This window comes from Paraburkholderia ribeironis, assembly GCF_900019265.1.
Classification (GTDB): Bacteria; Pseudomonadota; Gammaproteobacteria; order Burkholderiales; family Burkholderiaceae; genus Paraburkholderia; species Paraburkholderia ribeironis.
In genome coordinates this window covers 133,569-149,531 of sequence record NZ_CYGX02000027.1, presented here as the reverse complement: position 1 = coordinate 149,531, position 15,963 = coordinate 133,569, and the positions used below count along the sequence as shown (strand labels likewise).

Sequence of the window (15,963 nt, the reverse complement as noted above, 5' to 3'; positions counted from 1 at the left end):
CCATGGATATTCGCAAACTGCAACGCGTGATCGTCGACGCTCTCGAAGACGTCAAAGCGCAAGACATCAAAGTGTTCAACACCAGCCACCTGACCGCGCTGTTCGATCGCGTGATCGTCGCGAGCGGCACCTCGAACCGGCAAACCAAGGCGCTAGCATCGAGCGTGCGCGAAGGCGTCAAGGAAGCCGGCGGCGAGATCGTCAGCACTGAAGGCGAGGACATCGGCGAATGGGTACTGGTGGATTGCGGCGACGCGATCGTCCACATCCTGCAACCGGCGCTGCGCCAGTACTACAACCTCGAGGAAATCTGGGGTGACAAGCCGGTGCGCATCAAGCTGTCCACGCCTGATCCGTTCGGCGGCGCCCGCGCCAGCGAGCCCGACGACGAGGACGAAGACGAAGAAGCGCCCGCCGCGAAGCCCGCGCGCAAGACGGCCGCGCGCCGCAAGTAAGCGCACCGTGCCGGCCTGCCGTAGAGGTCCACCGCGCCTCCGTTCGTCATTGCACTCGTCATGAAACTGCATATCCTCGCCGTCGGCCACAAGATGCCGGACTGGATCGCCACCGGCTTCGACGAATACGCGAAGCGCATGCCACCCGAGTTGCGCATCGAACTGCGCGAGATCAAGCCTGAGCAGCGTTCGTCGGGGCGGCCCGCGGAAAGCGTGATGGCCGCCGAGCGGCAGAAGATTGAAGCCGCGCTGCCGAAGAATGCGCGCATCGTCGCGCTCGACGAACGCGGCAAGGACTGGACCACGATGCAGCTGGCCGGCGCCTTGCCCGGCTGGCAGCAGGACGGCCGCGACGTGGCGTTTCTGATCGGCGGCGCCGACGGGCTCGATCCCGAACTGAAAGCGCGCGCCGATATGCTGTTGCGCTTGTCGAGCCTGACCTTGCCGCACGCGATGGTGCGCGTGCTGCTTGCCGAACAGCTTTACCGCGCGTGGACCATCACGCAAAATCATCCCTATCATCGCGTGTGAGCGGACGAGGCGGCTGAGCGGTCGCGCGGTTTTTCGGCCGCGCGTTTGCGGTCCTGCTGGCGGCGCGGATCGATATGCGCGCCAATGCGGTTGCGTCGATGCCGTTGAGTCGATGCCGTTGAGTCGATGCCGTTGAGTCGATTCCGTTGAGTCGATTCCGTTGAGTCGATTCCGTTGCGTCGATGCCGCTGGCGGTGATGTCGTGCGCCGATCGATTCGCCAACGCGCCTGACCGACACTCGACCGATACACTCAGCCGGTACACTCATCGCCCACCCATCGCGCTCATCTCACGCTCCCGCAATCCGCTTCCTCGAGACTCGCTCATGTCCACGTCCGCTGCTTCGCTGCATCCGTTCGTCTACCTCGCTTCGCAAAGTCCACGCCGCCAGGAGCTGTTGCAACAGCTCGGCGTGCGTTTCGAACTGCTGCTGCCGCGCCCCGATGAAGATGCCGAAGCGCTCGAAGCCGAGTTGCCCGGCGAACGCGCGCACGATTACGTGCAGCGGGTCTGCATCGCCAAGGCGCATGCCGCTCGCGAGCGGCTCGAGGCAAGCGGCCACGCGGCACGGCCGATCCTCGTTGCAGATACAACCGTCACGATCGACGATGCGATCCTCGGCAAGCCCGTCGACGCCGACGATGCCGTCGCGATGCTCACGCGACTCGTGGGCCGCGCTCACGAAGTGTTGACCGCCATCGCCGTGGTCGATGCCGAAGGCGCGTTGCTGCCCGCCGCGCTATCGGTGTCGAAGGTACGTTTTGCTGCACTGCACGCAGACGCGATCCGGCGCTACGCGGCGAGCGGCGAGCCGCTCGGCAAGGCGGGTGCCTATGGCGTGCAGGGACGCGCCGCAGAGTTTATCGAGCATATCGACGGGTCCTATTCAGGTATCATGGGTTTGCCGCTTTTTGAAACCGCTGCCCTCCTGCGGGCAGCGCGCATCGACTTCTAAAACAACACCATGAATGAAGAAATCCTGATCAATGTCACGCCGCAGGAAACGCGCGTCGCGCTCGTCCAGCAGGGCGCCGTCCAGGAACTTCACGTCGAACGAACGCTGTCTCGCGGACGCGTCGGCAACGTCTATCTCGGCAAGGTCGTGCGCGTGTTGCCGGGCATGCAATCCGCGTTCATCGACATCGGTCTCGAACGCGCCGCGTTTCTGCATGTAGCCGATATCTGGCATCCGCGCATTGCCGGCGAAGCGCAACATCAGACGCCGCATCAGCCAATCGAAAAGATCGTCTTCGAAGGTCAGACGCTGATGGTGCAGGTCGTCAAGGATCCGATCGGCACCAAAGGTGCGCGGCTGTCCACGCAAGTCAGCATTGCCGGACGCACGCTGGTGTACCTGCCGCAGGAACCGCACATCGGCATCTCGCAGAAAATCGAAAGCGAAGCCGAACGCGAAGCGGTGCGCGCACGGCTGACCGCCGTGTTGCCCGCCGATGAGAAAGGCGGCTACATCGTTCGCACGATCGCCGAAGACGCGACCAGCGAAGAGCTGGCCGGCGACGTCGCCTATCTGCGCAAGACGTGGGCGACGATTCAGTTGCAAGCGCAGCGCATGCCGCCGACCAGCCTGCTCTATCAGGATCTGAATCTCGCGCAACGCGTGCTGCGCGATTTCGTCAACGACGAAACGTCGCGCATTCAGGTCGACTCGCGCGAGACCCATCAGATGCTCGCGGACTTCGGGGCGGAGTTCACGCCGGCGGTGTCGGCGAAGCTGCATCACTACACCGGCGAGCGGCCGCTCTTCGATCTGTACAACATCGAGGCCGAGATTCAGCGCGCGTTGTCGCGCCGCGTGGATCTGAAGTCAGGCGGGTATCTCGTGATCGACCAGACCGAAGCGATGACCACCATCGACGTGAACACCGGCGGTTACGTGGGTGCGCGCAATTTCGACGATACGATCTTCAAGACCAACCTCGAGGCCGCGCACACTATTGCGCGGCAATTGCGGCTGCGCAATCTGGGCGGCGTGATCATCATCGACTTCATCGATATGGAAAACACCGAGCATCGCGACCAGGTGCTGGGCGAGTTGAAGAAGGCGTTGTCGCGCGATCGCACGCGGGTCACCGTGAATGGTTTCTCGCAACTCGGGCTGGTGGAGATGACCCGCAAGCGCACGCGCGAATCCCTCGCGCATGTGCTGTGCGAGCCCTGCCCGGTATGCCAGGGCAAGGGACAGGTGAAGACGCCGCGCACGGTCTGCTACGACGTGCTGCGCGAGATTCTGCGCGAGTCGCGGCAGTTCAATCCGCGCGAGTTTCGCGTAGTAGCGTCGCAGCAGGTGATCGATCTGTTCCTCGAAGAAGAGTCGCAGCATCTGGCGATGCTGATCGATTTCATCGGCAAGCCGGTGTCGTTGCAAGTGGAGTCGAATTTGAGTCAGGAGCAGTACGACATTGTTTTGATGTAGGGATTTTCTCGTTTCATCCCGAATCGGAGAATCGACCTGACTTACTGTTTGATCGACGACGTCGCCAGCCGTTGGCCTGAATGCATATGGCCACTACCGTATGCACGGGTACAAGCAAGGCAGGTCGCTCAAGTAACTGTGCCTGACGCAGCGAGCTGCCCGACCTGAAGGCGGCTCGCATCGACGACCGTGTGCTGCCTCGCGGCGCGGCACGCCAAGCATTGAATCCCATCGCCGGCCGCGACACGCACGAGCATCCGGGACGCACATCCTCTGTGCCGACCAGAACCGCTGGCACCGCTCCTCTCTCTCTCGCAACCACGCCGAACAGTCATCCCAGACTCGCCGAGCGCCGCTTGCACAAATACTCTGCCCTCCGCCTTTACCGTCCGTCCGTCGGCTCGCCTGGCCGAAACGATGCTGAACAGGAACGCCGTGCGCGCGGCAGGCGGCAGGCGCCGCGAGTCGCTAGTCACGAGCCGCGCCCCTCGACTCGAGCCCACCGCCCACATTTCCGTCCTCTTGCGCCCCAATTATTGCAATTGACTCGATACGGCTCGAAGGCGTATAACCATCCCATTGGATGTCAATTGGATGGCCATAAGATGCCAGCCGGAATACAAATGCCCAAACTCAGCCTCATCGACACCTCGCGCCCCAAAGGCGGCGAGACCGAAAAAATCACCATCAACCTCGGGCCGGTCGACCTCGGCCAGGTCGATCTGCTGGTCGAGGAAGGCTTTTACACGAACCGCACCGATCTGATCCGCACGGCGATCCGCAATCTGCTCGCGGTGCACGCGCGGGTCGTCACCGAAACGGTGACACGCCGCGCGATGGTGCTCGGCCTGCAACATTTCTCGCGACAAGAACTTGAAGCTGCTCAGTCCGCACACGAGCAGCTCGATATTCACGTACTCGGCCTTGCCAGCATCGCCGCCGATGTGCCGCCGGAACTCGCAGCGGCGACGATTGCATCGGTTGTGGTACTGGGCGCGTTTCACGCGTCGCCGGCGGTCAAGGCGGCGCTCGCCGGCCGCATCAGATAGCCCGTCAACGCACACGATCATCGCTATGAACAAAGATTTCCTGAAGTCGATGAAAAACGCCTTCGAGCTGCTGCGCACGAAGGCCCCCCGCGAAGCGACCGTCGCGATTCAACGCGCGCTCGCGGCCAGCAGCCCGCAGGCGGGCCGTACGCAGCCACCGCAGATGCCAGCGGCCGCGGCCGATTGGGCGCAAACCTGGGCGCAGATTCGAGAACAGGCCGAGGCACACGCGCACCCCTACGCGAGCCCCGATCCGCACGCCCCCGCTGCGCGCACCTTCGACGCCGACACATCCGGCGCCTTCGGCACACATACGTTCAGCAATAGCACGGGTCAACGTCAGTACAAGCTCTACGTGCCAGCCATCTACAACAACGAACCCTTGCCGCTGATCGTGATGCTGCACGGCTGCACGCAAAACGCCGACGATTTCGCGGCCGGCACGCGCATGAACCAAATGGCCGAGCGTCACGGCTTCATCGTCGTGTATCCGAATCAGTCGCGAGCGGCCAATCGTTCGGTCTGCTGGAACTGGTTCAAGCCGGCCGACCAGCAGCGCGATCACGGCGAGCCGTCGTTGATCGCGGGCATCACGCGCGAGGTGATGACGCGCTATCGCATCGATGCGGCGCGCGTGTATGTGGCCGGGTTGTCGGCGGGCGGCGCAATGGCGGACATCATGTTGACCACCTGGCCCGACCTGTACGCGGCAGGCTGCGTGCATTCGGGCCTCGCATACGGATGCGCGAAGGATCTGCCGTCGGCATTCGCCGCGATGAAACGCGGCAAGCCGCATCGCAGCCATTCGCTCGCCGCGCCGCGGCGTCCGTTGATCGTGTTTCATGGCGATGCCGATACAACCGTGCATCCGTCGAATGCCGCCGCGCTCGTCGCGCCGTTCGACACTGGCGTCACGACCGTCAGCGAGTCATCCGCATCCGCATTCGCAGCAACCAGCGGGCACGGCGCCACCGTGCAACACCTCACTGCTGCGAACGGTGTCGAAGCGGAGTACTGGTCGATTCACGGCGCGGGGCACGCATGGGCCGGCGGCAGTCCGCGTGGCTCGTACACGGACCCGGCAGGTCCCGACGCGACCGCGGCCATGCTGCGATTCTTCCTCGCTCATCCACGCCTGCATTGAGCGGGCCGCCAACCCGATAGAAAAGCTGGCGCGCGTCGCGACTGATCACGCTACTGGCGCGGCACATGCTTGGCCGCGAGTCGATCGATCAGGTATGCCAATGGTTATGAAACGCCCATGCGAACCGCGGCCGCGCTCCTGATACTCGCGTCATGCCGCCCGCCTGCTGCGCGCGCAGCAGGCGCGGATACGTCCGCTATGGATCAGCCGACGCTCACGCCGCGACCGGGCAGCCGGCCTGTTCGAGCGCGGTCTGCGCACGCTCGTGCAGATCGCCACCGGCAAGCGACGCGTCCGGCGTGCGCACCCACGCGGCGATGCGCAGCGTCGCGCCGCCGTCGTCCGGATAATTGGCGACAGTGACGACCGGTGCGAGCGTCGTGCCGCTCAGTACGCGCGGTTCGTCGGCGACCAGTTTCTTCAGTTCGCCAATCGCGGCATCGACGTCCTTGCGCTGCACGAGTTCCACTTCAACCTCGATGCGCTGCGTGCCGCCGCTGCTGTAGTTGATCACCGGATTGCTCCAGATCTGACTGTTCGGCACAAACACCGCATTGCCGTCGCCACGCTCGATACGCGTGGTGAACAGCCCCACTTCGCGCACGATGCCGGCCGCCGCGCCGCTGCCCTCGATCACATCGCCGACGCGAAACGGCCGCAGCAACAGCAGCATCATGCCGGCCGCGATGTTCTGCAACGTGCCTTGCAGCGCGAGCCCGATTGCGAGGCCGGCCGCACCGAGCACCGCCAGCACGCTCGCGGTCGCGATGCCGACTTCGCCGAGCGCCGCGATGAACGCGAGCACGCGCACCGCCCAGATACCCATTGCCGAGAGCATCGGCGCGAGCGTCGGGTCCGCACGCGTGCGCGCGAGTGCCCTCGCGAACATCGCACCAACGCGGTTCGACAGCCACCAGCCGACCACGAGGATCAGCACGGCTAGAGCGGCATGAGTAGCGCTGTTCGTGACCGTGACGAGCAGCGTCGGTTCGAAATACATCAGGCGGGCAAAGAGATCATTCATCGCAAGTCTGGGTTATGTTGTGGGACAGGTACTTCTCTTGACGCGCGTGCGCAGGATATGTTCCCGAGATTTGAGCGAGATTCGCGCGAGGTTCATTGCGTCCCTCATTGCGCGGTCCATCACGGCGATGCGCTGCAGCGTCTGAAAGATTGACAGAGATGTATGTAATCCGCCCACGTCAGGCGAGCGTATGGCTGGCAACTGGCAACCAGTAACCACCTGTGCATTTGCTATGGATACCTAAGCAAGTCGCACAGCGATTCGGCACGGCATTCACGCTAACGCACCGTCTGGGGGCGTCGGCCATCATGTGAACCGCCGCGCCCGACGGTGAACCGTCCCGCGATGACTTCTCCCCCGAAACCCCGTCTCAGGACGCCGCCCCCGTGCGCGGCAACGCTGCTTCGATGAATACCGCGCACAGCGCCTCCATGCCCTTCGCGTCTTCTTCGTCGAAGCGCGCGACGATCGGGCTGTCGACATCCCACACGCCGATCAGCGTGCCGTCCGGCGCGACGAGCGGCACGACGATTTCCGATTGCGACACCGAATCGCACGCGATATGGCCGGCAAACTCGTGTACGTCGCGGACCACCTGGGTCTGGAGGGTTTGCGCGGCCGTGCCGCAGACGCCCTTGCCGAGCGCGATGCGCACGCACGCGGGCTTGCCCTGGAACGGCCCGACCACCAGTTCGCGGCCATCGTGGAAGTAGAAACCGGCCCAGTTCAGATCGCTCAGCGAATGAAACACGAAGGCGGAAAAATTCGCGGCGTTGGCGATCCAGTCGGTTTCGTCGGCAAGCAGCGCACGCGCCTGAGCGACCAGTTCTTCGTATTGCGCGGCTTTGGGCAGATGCGAGGTGGAGGAGACTTCGAACATGACGGCGTCCGTGATGAAAGCGGAAAGAGGCACAGCGAGGCGATGCAGTGGTGCAGTGGTGCAGTGGTGCAGTGGTGCAGTGGTGCAGTGGTGCAGTGGTGCAGTGGTGCAGTGGTGCAGTGGTGCAGTGGTGCAGTGTAAAGCAAGCGGCCAATTCGTTCACGAACCGGCGCGGCGCGGTCTCCGCCGCCCTCTTGCGCTGCGCCCGGCCTGCGGGCCCGCGCCTGAAACCTGCTGAAGCAGGCGCAGCGCGCCAGATCCTTACTGATCGACGCCGATAATCACGCTCGACGCCTTGAAGATCGCGGTAGCCGGCTTGCCGCTCGCGAGCCCGAGGCGCTCGACGCTGTCATTGGTGATGATTGCCGCGACCTGCGCGCCGCCCGCGTCGATCGTCACTTCGGCATTCACCGCGCCCTTCGTCACCGTCGACACCGTTCCGGCGATGCAATTGCGCGCCGACACCTGGTTTTTCGCCACATCAATCATCACGATCACCGACGACGCCTTGACCAGCGCAAACGCCTTCTTGCCGGCAGCAAGACCGAGCGACGTCGCACTGCCGTGCGTGATGATCGCGACGATCTCGAGACCGTCTGGCATGCGCAGCGTGACTTCGTCGTTCACCGCACCGTGTTTGACTTCGGCGACTTCGCCGGCGAATTGGTTGCGTGCGCTGGTCCGCATGTCGTGCTCCTTGCTGATTGGGCCGCCTCGGACGAAAGTTGCGAGACGAGGCGTCGAGGGTATCGGTTGAGTGTCATGGACTGCTCGCCGGCTGCGCGCGTATGAACGTGAAGCGCGCTATCGTGCAGCCGCTACGGGCAGACCGAACCCAGATGAAACCACAAAAGCGTTCGGTATAGTTGTGCACAACGGGCGTGCACAACGCGGCATGCTCGCCACCGTGCTCCCGATCACGGCACAATTGTCCTGGCGCATCGCACGGTCGCGCCGACACCGTATCATCGTGCCCTTGGCCCCTTTCAGTCGAATCCCATGTCTGTTGCCGTCCTGTCCCGCCTTGCCTCGTGGCCGACCGCCTGCCGCACCGCCGCGCTATGCGCCGCACTCGCGGCGCTCACCGCGTGCAGTACTCCATCACCGACGCACGATGCGTACGCGCACGCGCCGGTCGACACCATCACGCTGTTTCCGATCGCCGGTTACGACCAGAACGTCGACCACTGGCTCGCGCCGGACAGCCCCGGTTACGACCAGCCGTTCCTGAGCCCCGCGGATCAGCAGGCGCATTTCCGGGCGCTGTACGCGCGCTACTTCGGCACCGGCACGCATGCGCCGTCGCCCTGGAATGCCGCGTACGTGACGACGCGCGTCTATCGCGAGCAAGGCGCGGACATTGCCGCGCTGCAAGAGCGCCGCATCGACAGGTTCGACAACACTGGCAAGAGCGGCGCGGCGCTCGGCTACGGGCAAGACTTCCGGCCTCACGACAAGGCATGGATCGACGCGATCGCCGAGAACATGAACGTCGGGCAGTTCACGCAGGCGCCGGTCTATCAGCCCCAACGCCGCGCGATCGCCACCGCCAACCTGATGGTGCGCGAGCTGCCGACCATGGACCCATCGTTCTACAACCACCGTCTGGCCGGTGAAGGCTACCCGTTCGACAACCTGCAGATCTCGGCCGCGCGTCCGGGCACGCCGCTGTATGTGCTTGGCAGCAGCATCGACGGTGCATGGCACTACGTGCAGACGCCCGACGTTCAGGGCTGGGTGCGCAGCGACGGCGTCGCGCGGGCCGACGAACGCTTCGTCGACACATGGCGCGCGGCGACCGGCAAATCGCTCGGCGCGGTGACGGTGGCGTCGGCGCCGGTACGCGACAGCGGCGGCGTGTTCCGCTTCGACGCGCCGGCTGGCACGCTGCTGCCATTGCTCCCGACAGCGCCGTCGCTGCCCGCGGGGTCGGCCGACGCCGCGCGGCAGGCCGCCGCTCACGGGGCCGCGAGCGAGCCCAGCAGCGCCGCCGTTGTCGCTGTCGCTGGTACCGCCGACAGCGCAGGCAGCGCCGCGACGCGCGCAATCCTCGTGCCGGCCCGCGATGCCGACGGCCGGGCGTTGATCCGCCGCGCCACGCTCAGCGATGCGCAGATCGCGCCAATGCCGCTCGCCGCCACACCGCGCCATCTGGCGATGCTGATGAAAACTCTGATCGGCCGGCCGTATGGATGGGGCAATACCGGCCTCTACAACGACTGTTCGTCGGAACTGCAGAGCATTTTCGCGGCGTTCGGTGTATGGCTGCCGCGCCATTCGTCGACGCAGATGAGCGCCGGCCGCATGATCGACCTGTCCGCGTCGACGCCCGCGCAGCGGCTCGACTATCTCGCCCAGCACGGCGAAGCGTTGCGCACGCTGATCTACATTGGCGGCCACGTGATGCTGTATATCGGCAACACGACCCGCGACGGCGTCACGGTGCCGGTCGTCTACCAGGACGTGTGGGGCTTGCGCCCGGCTGACAACAGCCGGCGCGCGGTGATCGGCGGCTCGGTGATACTGCCCCTCTTCGAGCACATTCCCGAGGACGCCACGCTGCAATCGCTGGCCGGCACGCCGACGTTCCAGATCAGCATCCTCGGCGCGCCGGGCGGCAACGCCGCGCCACCATCCGTCACGCCACCGGACGAGGACAATCCGGCCGGCTGAAGCGGCCCGCCTGCCTGAAGCAAGCCGGCCGTTTGGCATGCCGCCTGGCGGGCCGGTTGGCAGGCCGCTTGGCAGAACGCCTGGCAAGCCGGTTGCCGCACGCACGCCCGTGCCCAATAATATTTTTCCCGACGTGTCGATTCAGCAGTGCCGGACTCGTCGTAACGTTGAAGGCCTGGCGCCCGCAGCCGGTCTTTCAACTCACGTACCGTTCCCTCAAGGAGTCACCGTTATGACCAGCGCCGCAGTCAAACCCATCCCCGACGGGATGCACTCGCTCACGCCCTATCTGGTCTGCGCCAACGCCGCGGACGCCATTGCGTTCTACACGAAGGCCTTCAATGCCGTCGAACAGTACCGCCTGAACGGCCCGGGCGGCAAGGTGATGCACGCCAGCCTGAAGATCGGCGACTCGATGCTGATGCTGACCGACGAATGGCCCGATCACCGGACATTCGGCCCGCTCACGCTGAACGGCACGCCGGTCACGATTCATCTCTACGTGCAGGACGTCGATGCCAGTTTCAAACAGGCTGTCGATGCCGGCGCAACCGTGGTGATGCCTGTCACCGACATGTTCTGGGGCGATCGCTATGGTCAGTTGAAGGACCCGTTCGGTCATAGCTGGTCGCTCGCCACGCACACGCGCGATCTCAGCACAGAAGAAATCCAGCAAGCCATGGCCGCGATGAAATAACGCGCGCCCCGTCCGCCGGACAGGAGAAACGTCATGCAAAAGATTGCGCCGTGCCTGTGGTTCGACGGCAAAGCGGAAGAAGCGGCCCGCTTTTATACCTCCGTGTTTGGCGACTCCCGCATCGCCACCACGCTGCACTACACGGAGGCCTGCCCCGGCCCGGAAGGCGGCGTGCTGGCCGTCACGTTCGAAATCGAAGGCCAGCAATTCATGGCCCTGAACGGCGGGTCGCAGTTTCCGTTCACGCCGGCGATCTCGCTGTTCGTGCACTGCGGCTCGCAGGAGGAGATCGACAGCTACTGGTCGAAGCTCATCGATGGCGGCGCGCCGTCGCAATGCGGCTGGCTGCAGGACCGCTTCGGCGTGTCGTGGCAGATCGTGCCCGACGCGCTCATGCGGATGCTGCAAGATTCCGACCGGACGAAGGCGAATCGCGTGATGGCGGCGATGATGAAAATGGTCAAGCTTGATATCGCGCAGCTCGAACAGGCATATCGCGGCGATTAGCCGACTACTGCCCACTACTGCACCCTACCGCACACTGCTGCACACTGCTGCACACTGCTGCACGCGGTTGCACGCGGTTGCACGCGGTTGCACGCCACCGTACCGCGTGGCCTCGCGACGACGCAACAACGAGGCCACGCGCGCCATCGTTGATAGGATCGGTCTCGACCCATAAACGACGGGACATCCACGGTGCGCGTCAACCATCAGGCCTTCTTCTACTCGCTGTTCATCGCGCGTCTCGCCGATCAGATCCTGCTGTTTCTCGTTCCACTCGTCGTGTTCCAGACCACCCGCCAGGTCTCGTGGTCGGGTCTGGCGTTCTTCATCGAAACGCTGCCGCGCTACCTCGTGTTCCCGTTCTTCGGCGCGTTGTGCGACCGCTTCGCGCCGCTCAGGCTGATGCGGACCAGTCAGGCCGTGCGGGCGCTCGCGTGTTTCGGCGGTGTGCTGGCGTACGCGCTGTTTGGCGGGATTGGTTGGCTGATCGCGCTTTCGGCGGCATGCGGCGTGCTGACGAGCCAGGGGCTGGTCGCCCGCGAAGTCTTGCTGCCGCAGATCTTCAGCACGCAACAGTTTCAGCGCGTGCTCGCTTATTCGCAACTGGCCGACCAGTTGGGTTTCGTGCTCGGTCCGATGCTCGCCGCGCTGCTGCTCGGCCTATGGCGCTGGGAGTGGGTGGTGGGCGCGACCGGCGTGCTGTTTCTCGCTGCCGACGGCGCGCTGCTGCTGTGGCAGCGCGCGAGCGGCTTCAGCGCGACCAATCCACCGCCTGCTCCGGCGGGCCACTGGAGCCTGCCGTTGCGCATTGCACTACGGCATGTGCTGGTGCTGCCGGGCCTGAAGAAAGTCGTGCTGCTCGCCGCTGCGGAAAACCTGGTGATCGGCGTGACGCTCGCCACATCCGCCGCGATGGTGACCGGCTATCACGCGCAATCGAACCACTACTATGCTGGACTGCAAACGGCCGGCGCAGTCGCCACGGTGCTGATCCTGTTGACGATCGCGCGAGCGACGTGGCCAACGCGGCTGCTCGGCCGGGTGGCGTTCGTGGCGATCTGCGCGGGCGGCGTGATCGCCGGCGCGAGCGCGGCCCCTTGGGGCTACGCGCTTGGCTTCCTGCTGATCGTCGGCTTCGACAAGATGTTCAACGTCTACATCCGCAGCGTGCGTCAGCAGATCATTCCGCCGCAGGACTATGGCAAGACGACCGGTGTGGTGATCCTGCTGAACAACATGACGCAGCCGCTCGCCGGTTTGCTGGTCAGCCTGTTCTCGGCGCGCACGCAAACCGGCCCGTTGATCGTGACGCTCGCGGTTGCGATGGGTGGCATCGGCGCGATGGTGTCGATCGGCTCGGCGCTGCGGCGGCGCAGGCGCGCGCTGGCGCTCGGGGAGTGACGCTGCGTTCGCTGCATCAACCGAAGTTATCAACCGAAGTTATCAACAGAAACTGGGCACAAATCTGTGCATAACTCTTCGGCATTGTCGACAAGCTGTTGATGCGATTGCCGTTTTCATGACAACGCCGAAGTTGTGCAGGCCGCGCGGGAGCACGCATCGATGGCGCACCAGCCGAGCGGAACGCGTCCGTCGCTGATGCGTCGATCGCTCCTTCGTTCGACGCGCCGCGCGGCGGCCGGCACATGAGGAACCACGAAGAAGAACCGCGAATCTCGTTGCACCGGAGCCGGCCAGCCCGTCCCCGGCCTCGCGAGTGCCGGCGCGCAACATCGTCGACGCGCCGCTCTGCAACGAGCACCAGCGAGCAGCAACGAATCAGGCCGCCGCGGCTTGCGGCAGCGCATCGCCCTGCTCACCGCCCAACGCGTCGAGCAGATCGGTCAGCATGCGGTCCAGTTCGGCGGTCATCAACGTGACGTCGGAGTCGAAACGTTCGTCGTCGTTCTGCGCGGTCGGGTCGCTCGCTTCCTTCAATACGTCGAGCGGTGCAATCCGCTTGATCGTCAGCGAAGGCGTCAGAACGAACGACACGCGATCGTTCCACGTCATCGCAAGGCGCATGCACTGCTTGCCCGCTTCGATGTGCCGGCGCATATCTTCGGTGTCCAAAGTATGTCCCACATAGCGCACAGTCGCGTTGCCTTCGGCGGGCGAGCGCAGCTCGGTGTCCTGATCGAGCGAGAAGCCCGCTGGACCTTCGCCTGACAGCAACCAGCCGGTCATCGCCGTGACCGGCGCTTGCGTGACGCGCACCGTGCCGAGCGGCAACTGATCGATCGATTTCACCAGCAGGCCACGCACTTCGTCGGCGACCGCTTGCGACGCCGCGTCGATCACGAGCCAGCCGTTGCGGCAATCGATCCATACGCGGGTATCGCGGCGAATGCTGAACGCGCGGGGCAGCAGTTCGTCGGTGACCTGCTCCTTGAGTTCGCGCATCTGCTTGCGGCCGGGTTTGAAGCCCTGCTGTTCCTCGAGTTCGAGGGCGCGCTCCCGCGTCACCTGGGTGACGACCGACGCGGGCAGCAGTTTCTTTTCGGTGCGAAACAGCAGCAGCATCTGGCCATTGAGCGCGTACACCAGCGAATCGTTGTCGCGCGGCGACGCCCAGCCATGACTTTGCATCTCGACGCTATTGCCGGGTGCAAACGCGTGCGGCGCGAGCCACTTCTGCATCTGTTCGGGGGTGACGGACCAAGGAGCGGGAAGACGGTGCAACTGAAGGTTTTTGAACCACATGGGCGAGGTCGTATTCGGGGCAAAGCGCGTCATTCTATATGACGACCACGCGGGCGCGTTCGCACGGAGCCATCAACGCGCGGCGCCATTTGCAAATAGACACTTGAAATTTTTTTGGCCGACAGACCGATTATCGAACCCGGCAATTGGCCAGAGAATTCGCTCTCGAGCCGTCATGGTTTTGCCGTAGCCGTGCGCAGGCGCGCTTTACCTGCAAATCACCTAGACTTTTTGAAGGAGCGATCAAGACGGAGGCGGCCATGACCGATGAAACCGCAACCTGGCAAATGGTGGAATACGAGGGCTTCGAAATTCACGTGGCGCCCATGCCAAAAGATCCGCCCAACGAAGCCAACCCATCAGTCACATCAGCTACGACAGCCAGCCGCTACACATATGTCGGCTACGTCTGCCATCCGGGCGCCGATCCCACCATCCCCGGCCACGCGGTGCCGTTTCATGCCGACGGCGAAGAGAGCTTCGCCGGCCGCGACGAAGCGCTCTACGAAGCGGTGCACGTGGGACGCAGCATCGTCGACGGCACGCATCCGGATCTGACGGTGCTGCCGCTCGTGACTGGCGGCGTTTGAGTCGTGCGTGTTGCAGGCGCTGTCGACGCTTTCAGCGCTATTGGTGCCAGCGGGTGTGGCCACGTGCCCCGGCGGTGTGTGAGCGCGGGCGATCGGGCACGCGCGCCCGAACCTGCGCGCCCGCTTGTGCATGCGTAAGCGGTACGGCTCCTGCCGTCAGCCAAACGCGCGCTTGATGCGCGACTTTAGCAGCGCGCGCCGCAGACGGCCGGTCTGCTCAGGATCGCCGACCGCAGGCCCGCCTTCGACCGCGGTGCCGCGGCGCAGATAGTAGCGATCGAAGGTGGCTTGCGTCATGCCCCACTTGTTGAGGAACTGGCGCCGCCCGTCGTTCTTTACGATCTTGCCCGTGCTCTTCTGCTGGAAGTGATAGACCAGGCTGTCGCCGACGCCGAGAAAGACGCGGCAACCGGCGTCCCAGAGTTTCATCGAGAAGTCGTTGTCGCTGCTCATACCCGGACTCAGTTCGCTGCTATAGCCACCCACCTTATGCCACCAGTCGCGATGCACGAGCGTAGGCGGCCATGTCGCGCCGCGCCAGTCGGCGCGCACGAGTCCGCGTGCGGCGGCGACCAGGTCGTCGGCGCGGAAACTCTCCACGTCGCGGCCGAAGTTTTGCACGACCACGCAGGGATTGCCGGAGTCGACCGGCTCGATCATCGTGCCGGACAGCATGAACAGGTTGTCGGCGGGCATCTGCGCGAGGCGTTTGACGAGTGCGTCGTCCCAGCCGGGGCAGCAGTACATGTCGTCGTTCATGTAGACGATGTAGTCGCGCGTGGCGCGCGCCGCCGCGATATTGACCGCGTGGCAGATACCGATGTTGCCGGGCGACGCGGTGTGCTCGATGCCCTCGTCGCGCACCCAGGCGAGCGTGCCATCCGAGCCGTCGTTGACATGCACGATGATCTGATGCGCATGCGTCGAATGACGCCGCAGGCTGTCGATCACGAGGCGCAGGTAAGGCAGGTTGTTCCAGGTCGGGATGATGATTGAGAACATCGATTCGGTCCGTTGAGCTGGGTGCAAGCGCGGCGCGCGTTGCAGGCCGGCCATGAGTTTGGCGGGGATTGTACCGCCGCTGCCCGCCCGGGCGGCAAATAGCGCGGCTACGCGGCGCACGGTCCGGATGCGCTGCCAGCGGCCGGTGGGCAACTTGCAGCGCATAACAGCAAGCATTTTGCAAGCAGGGGGGCGGGTATAATCGCGGTCGCTCTACCGTCTTGAAAAGATATGCCAATGGTCCGGCCCCCTCGCAACGCTCCCACCGGAACG

Annotated in this window: 16 protein-coding genes; 11 read left to right on the top strand and 5 right to left on the bottom strand. The window is 64.5% G+C overall.

Annotated elements, in window-relative coordinates; genetic code table 11:
- The first annotated feature begins 2 nt into the window (after positions 1–2).
- From rsfS to BN2475_RS13580, 6 genes are all read left to right on the top strand, one after another.
- The gene (gene rsfS / locus BN2475_RS13615; RefSeq protein ID WP_094780037.1) at positions 3–455 is read left to right on the top strand and encodes a ribosome silencing factor; all 453 of its coding nucleotides are present in this window, start codon (positions 3–5) and stop codon (positions 453–455) included.
- 60 nt (positions 456–515) lie between these two features.
- Positions 516–986 carry a 23S rRNA (pseudouridine(1915)-N(3))-methyltransferase RlmH gene (gene rlmH / locus BN2475_RS13610; RefSeq protein WP_094780036.1) on the top strand — a complete coding sequence of 157 codons (471 nt, stop codon included), beginning with the start codon at positions 516–518 and terminating at the stop codon, positions 984–986.
- Between the two features lie 326 nt (positions 987–1,312).
- The gene (locus tag BN2475_RS13600; RefSeq protein WP_094780034.1) at positions 1,313–1,942 is read left to right on the top strand and encodes a Maf family protein; all 630 of its coding nucleotides are present in this window, start codon (positions 1,313–1,315) and stop codon (positions 1,940–1,942) included.
- A 9-nt stretch (positions 1,943–1,951) separates the two neighbouring features.
- The gene (gene rng / locus BN2475_RS13595) at positions 1,952–3,421 is read left to right on the top strand and encodes a ribonuclease G (protein ID WP_094780033.1); all 1,470 of its coding nucleotides are present in this window, start codon (positions 1,952–1,954) and stop codon (positions 3,419–3,421) included.
- Between the two features lie 623 nt (positions 3,422–4,044).
- Positions 4,045–4,470, top strand: a complete 426-nt coding sequence (locus BN2475_RS13585; RefSeq protein ID WP_094780031.1) for a CopG family transcriptional regulator — start codon at positions 4,045–4,047, stop codon at positions 4,468–4,470.
- A 19-nt stretch (positions 4,471–4,489) separates the two neighbouring features.
- Positions 4,490–5,614, top strand: a complete 1,125-nt coding sequence (locus BN2475_RS13580) for an extracellular catalytic domain type 1 short-chain-length polyhydroxyalkanoate depolymerase (RefSeq protein ID WP_094780120.1) — start codon at positions 4,490–4,492, stop codon at positions 5,612–5,614.
- A 214-nt stretch (positions 5,615–5,828) separates the two neighbouring features.
- Here BN2475_RS13580 and BN2475_RS13575 read toward each other — a convergent pair whose 3' ends face one another.
- The 3 genes from BN2475_RS13575 to BN2475_RS13565 all read right to left on the bottom strand — a co-directional run bounded on the left by BN2475_RS13575 (position 5,829) and on the right by BN2475_RS13565 (position 8,205).
- A complete protein-coding gene (locus BN2475_RS13575) occupies positions 5,829–6,638 on the bottom strand; it encodes a mechanosensitive ion channel family protein (protein ID WP_094780030.1) in 810 nt (269 codons plus the stop codon).
- 370 nt (positions 6,639–7,008) lie between these two features.
- Complete coding sequence (locus BN2475_RS13570; protein ID WP_094780029.1) at positions 7,009–7,518, bottom strand: GAF domain-containing protein; 510 nt, start codon at positions 7,516–7,518, stop codon at positions 7,009–7,011.
- A 261-nt stretch (positions 7,519–7,779) separates the two neighbouring features.
- On the bottom strand, positions 7,780–8,205 hold the full coding sequence (locus BN2475_RS13565) for a TOBE domain-containing protein (protein WP_094780028.1): 426 nt from the start codon (positions 8,203–8,205) through the stop codon (positions 7,780–7,782).
- Positions 8,206–8,517: 312 nt separating this feature from the next.
- Here BN2475_RS13565 and BN2475_RS13560 point away from each other — a divergent pair, with 312 nt between their 5' ends.
- The 4 genes from BN2475_RS13560 to BN2475_RS13545 all read left to right on the top strand — a co-directional run bounded on the left by BN2475_RS13560 (position 8,518) and on the right by BN2475_RS13545 (position 12,796).
- The gene (locus BN2475_RS13560) at positions 8,518–10,191 is read left to right on the top strand and encodes an SH3 domain-containing C40 family peptidase (protein ID WP_094780027.1); all 1,674 of its coding nucleotides are present in this window, start codon (positions 8,518–8,520) and stop codon (positions 10,189–10,191) included.
- A gap of 232 nt (positions 10,192–10,423) precedes the next feature.
- Complete coding sequence (locus BN2475_RS13555) at positions 10,424–10,888, top strand: VOC family protein (RefSeq protein WP_094780026.1); 465 nt, start codon at positions 10,424–10,426, stop codon at positions 10,886–10,888.
- A 33-nt stretch (positions 10,889–10,921) separates the two neighbouring features.
- Positions 10,922–11,395 carry a VOC family protein gene (locus BN2475_RS13550; protein WP_094780025.1) on the top strand — a complete coding sequence of 158 codons (474 nt, stop codon included), beginning with the start codon at positions 10,922–10,924 and terminating at the stop codon, positions 11,393–11,395.
- 192 nt (positions 11,396–11,587) lie between these two features.
- Positions 11,588–12,796 carry an MFS transporter gene (locus tag BN2475_RS13545; protein ID WP_094780024.1) on the top strand — a complete coding sequence of 403 codons (1,209 nt, stop codon included), beginning with the start codon at positions 11,588–11,590 and terminating at the stop codon, positions 12,794–12,796.
- Positions 12,797–13,174: 378 nt separating this feature from the next.
- Here the strand turns inward: BN2475_RS13545 and BN2475_RS13535 are convergent, their stop codons facing one another.
- Positions 13,175–14,098 carry a recombination-associated protein RdgC gene (locus BN2475_RS13535; RefSeq protein WP_094780022.1) on the bottom strand — a complete coding sequence of 308 codons (924 nt, stop codon included), beginning with the start codon at positions 14,096–14,098 and terminating at the stop codon, positions 13,175–13,177.
- Positions 14,099–14,358: 260 nt separating this feature from the next.
- Here BN2475_RS13535 and BN2475_RS13530 point away from each other — a divergent pair, with 260 nt between their 5' ends.
- On the top strand, positions 14,359–14,688 hold the full coding sequence (locus BN2475_RS13530) for a hypothetical protein (RefSeq protein ID WP_094780021.1): 330 nt from the start codon (positions 14,359–14,361) through the stop codon (positions 14,686–14,688).
- Positions 14,689–14,844: 156 nt separating this feature from the next.
- Here BN2475_RS13530 and BN2475_RS13525 read toward each other — a convergent pair whose 3' ends face one another.
- On the bottom strand, positions 14,845–15,690 hold the full coding sequence (locus BN2475_RS13525) for a glycosyltransferase family 2 protein (protein ID WP_094780119.1): 846 nt from the start codon (positions 15,688–15,690) through the stop codon (positions 14,845–14,847).
- Between the last annotated feature and the right edge of the window lie 273 nt (positions 15,691–15,963).

Excerpts from the sequence above, each read along its gene's own strand:
- BN2475_RS13560 (WP_094780027.1), top strand. The coding sequence starts at position 8,518 with ATGTCTGTTGCCGTCCTGTCCCGCCTTGCCTCGTGGCCGACCGCCTGC.
- BN2475_RS13600 (WP_094780034.1), top strand. The coding sequence starts at position 1,313 with ATGTCCACGTCCGCTGCTTCGCTGCATCCGTTCGTCTACCTCGCTTCG.
- rsfS (WP_094780037.1), top strand. The coding sequence starts at position 3 with ATGGATATTCGCAAACTGCAACGCGTGATCGTCGACGCTCTCGAAGAC.
- rlmH (WP_094780036.1), top strand. The coding sequence starts at position 516 with ATGAAACTGCATATCCTCGCCGTCGGCCACAAGATGCCGGACTGGATC.
- BN2475_RS13550 (WP_094780025.1), top strand. The coding sequence starts at position 10,922 with ATGCAAAAGATTGCGCCGTGCCTGTGGTTCGACGGCAAAGCGGAAGAA.
- BN2475_RS13535 (WP_094780022.1), bottom strand. The coding sequence starts at position 14,098 with ATGTGGTTCAAAAACCTTCAGTTGCACCGTCTTCCCGCTCCTTGGTCC.
- BN2475_RS13565 (WP_094780028.1), bottom strand. The coding sequence starts at position 8,205 with ATGCGGACCAGCGCACGCAACCAATTCGCCGGCGAAGTCGCCGAAGTC.
- BN2475_RS13575 (WP_094780030.1), bottom strand. The coding sequence starts at position 6,638 with ATGAATGATCTCTTTGCCCGCCTGATGTATTTCGAACCGACGCTGCTC.
- BN2475_RS13525 (WP_094780119.1), bottom strand. The coding sequence starts at position 15,690 with ATGTTCTCAATCATCATCCCGACCTGGAACAACCTGCCTTACCTGCGC.
- BN2475_RS13530 (WP_094780021.1), top strand. The coding sequence starts at position 14,359 with ATGACCGATGAAACCGCAACCTGGCAAATGGTGGAATACGAGGGCTTC.
- rng (WP_094780033.1), top strand. The coding sequence starts at position 1,952 with ATGAATGAAGAAATCCTGATCAATGTCACGCCGCAGGAAACGCGCGTC.
- BN2475_RS13555 (WP_094780026.1), top strand. The coding sequence starts at position 10,424 with ATGACCAGCGCCGCAGTCAAACCCATCCCCGACGGGATGCACTCGCTC.
- BN2475_RS13570 (WP_094780029.1), bottom strand. The coding sequence starts at position 7,518 with ATGTTCGAAGTCTCCTCCACCTCGCATCTGCCCAAAGCCGCGCAATAC.
- BN2475_RS13585 (WP_094780031.1), top strand. The coding sequence starts at position 4,045 with ATGCCCAAACTCAGCCTCATCGACACCTCGCGCCCCAAAGGCGGCGAG.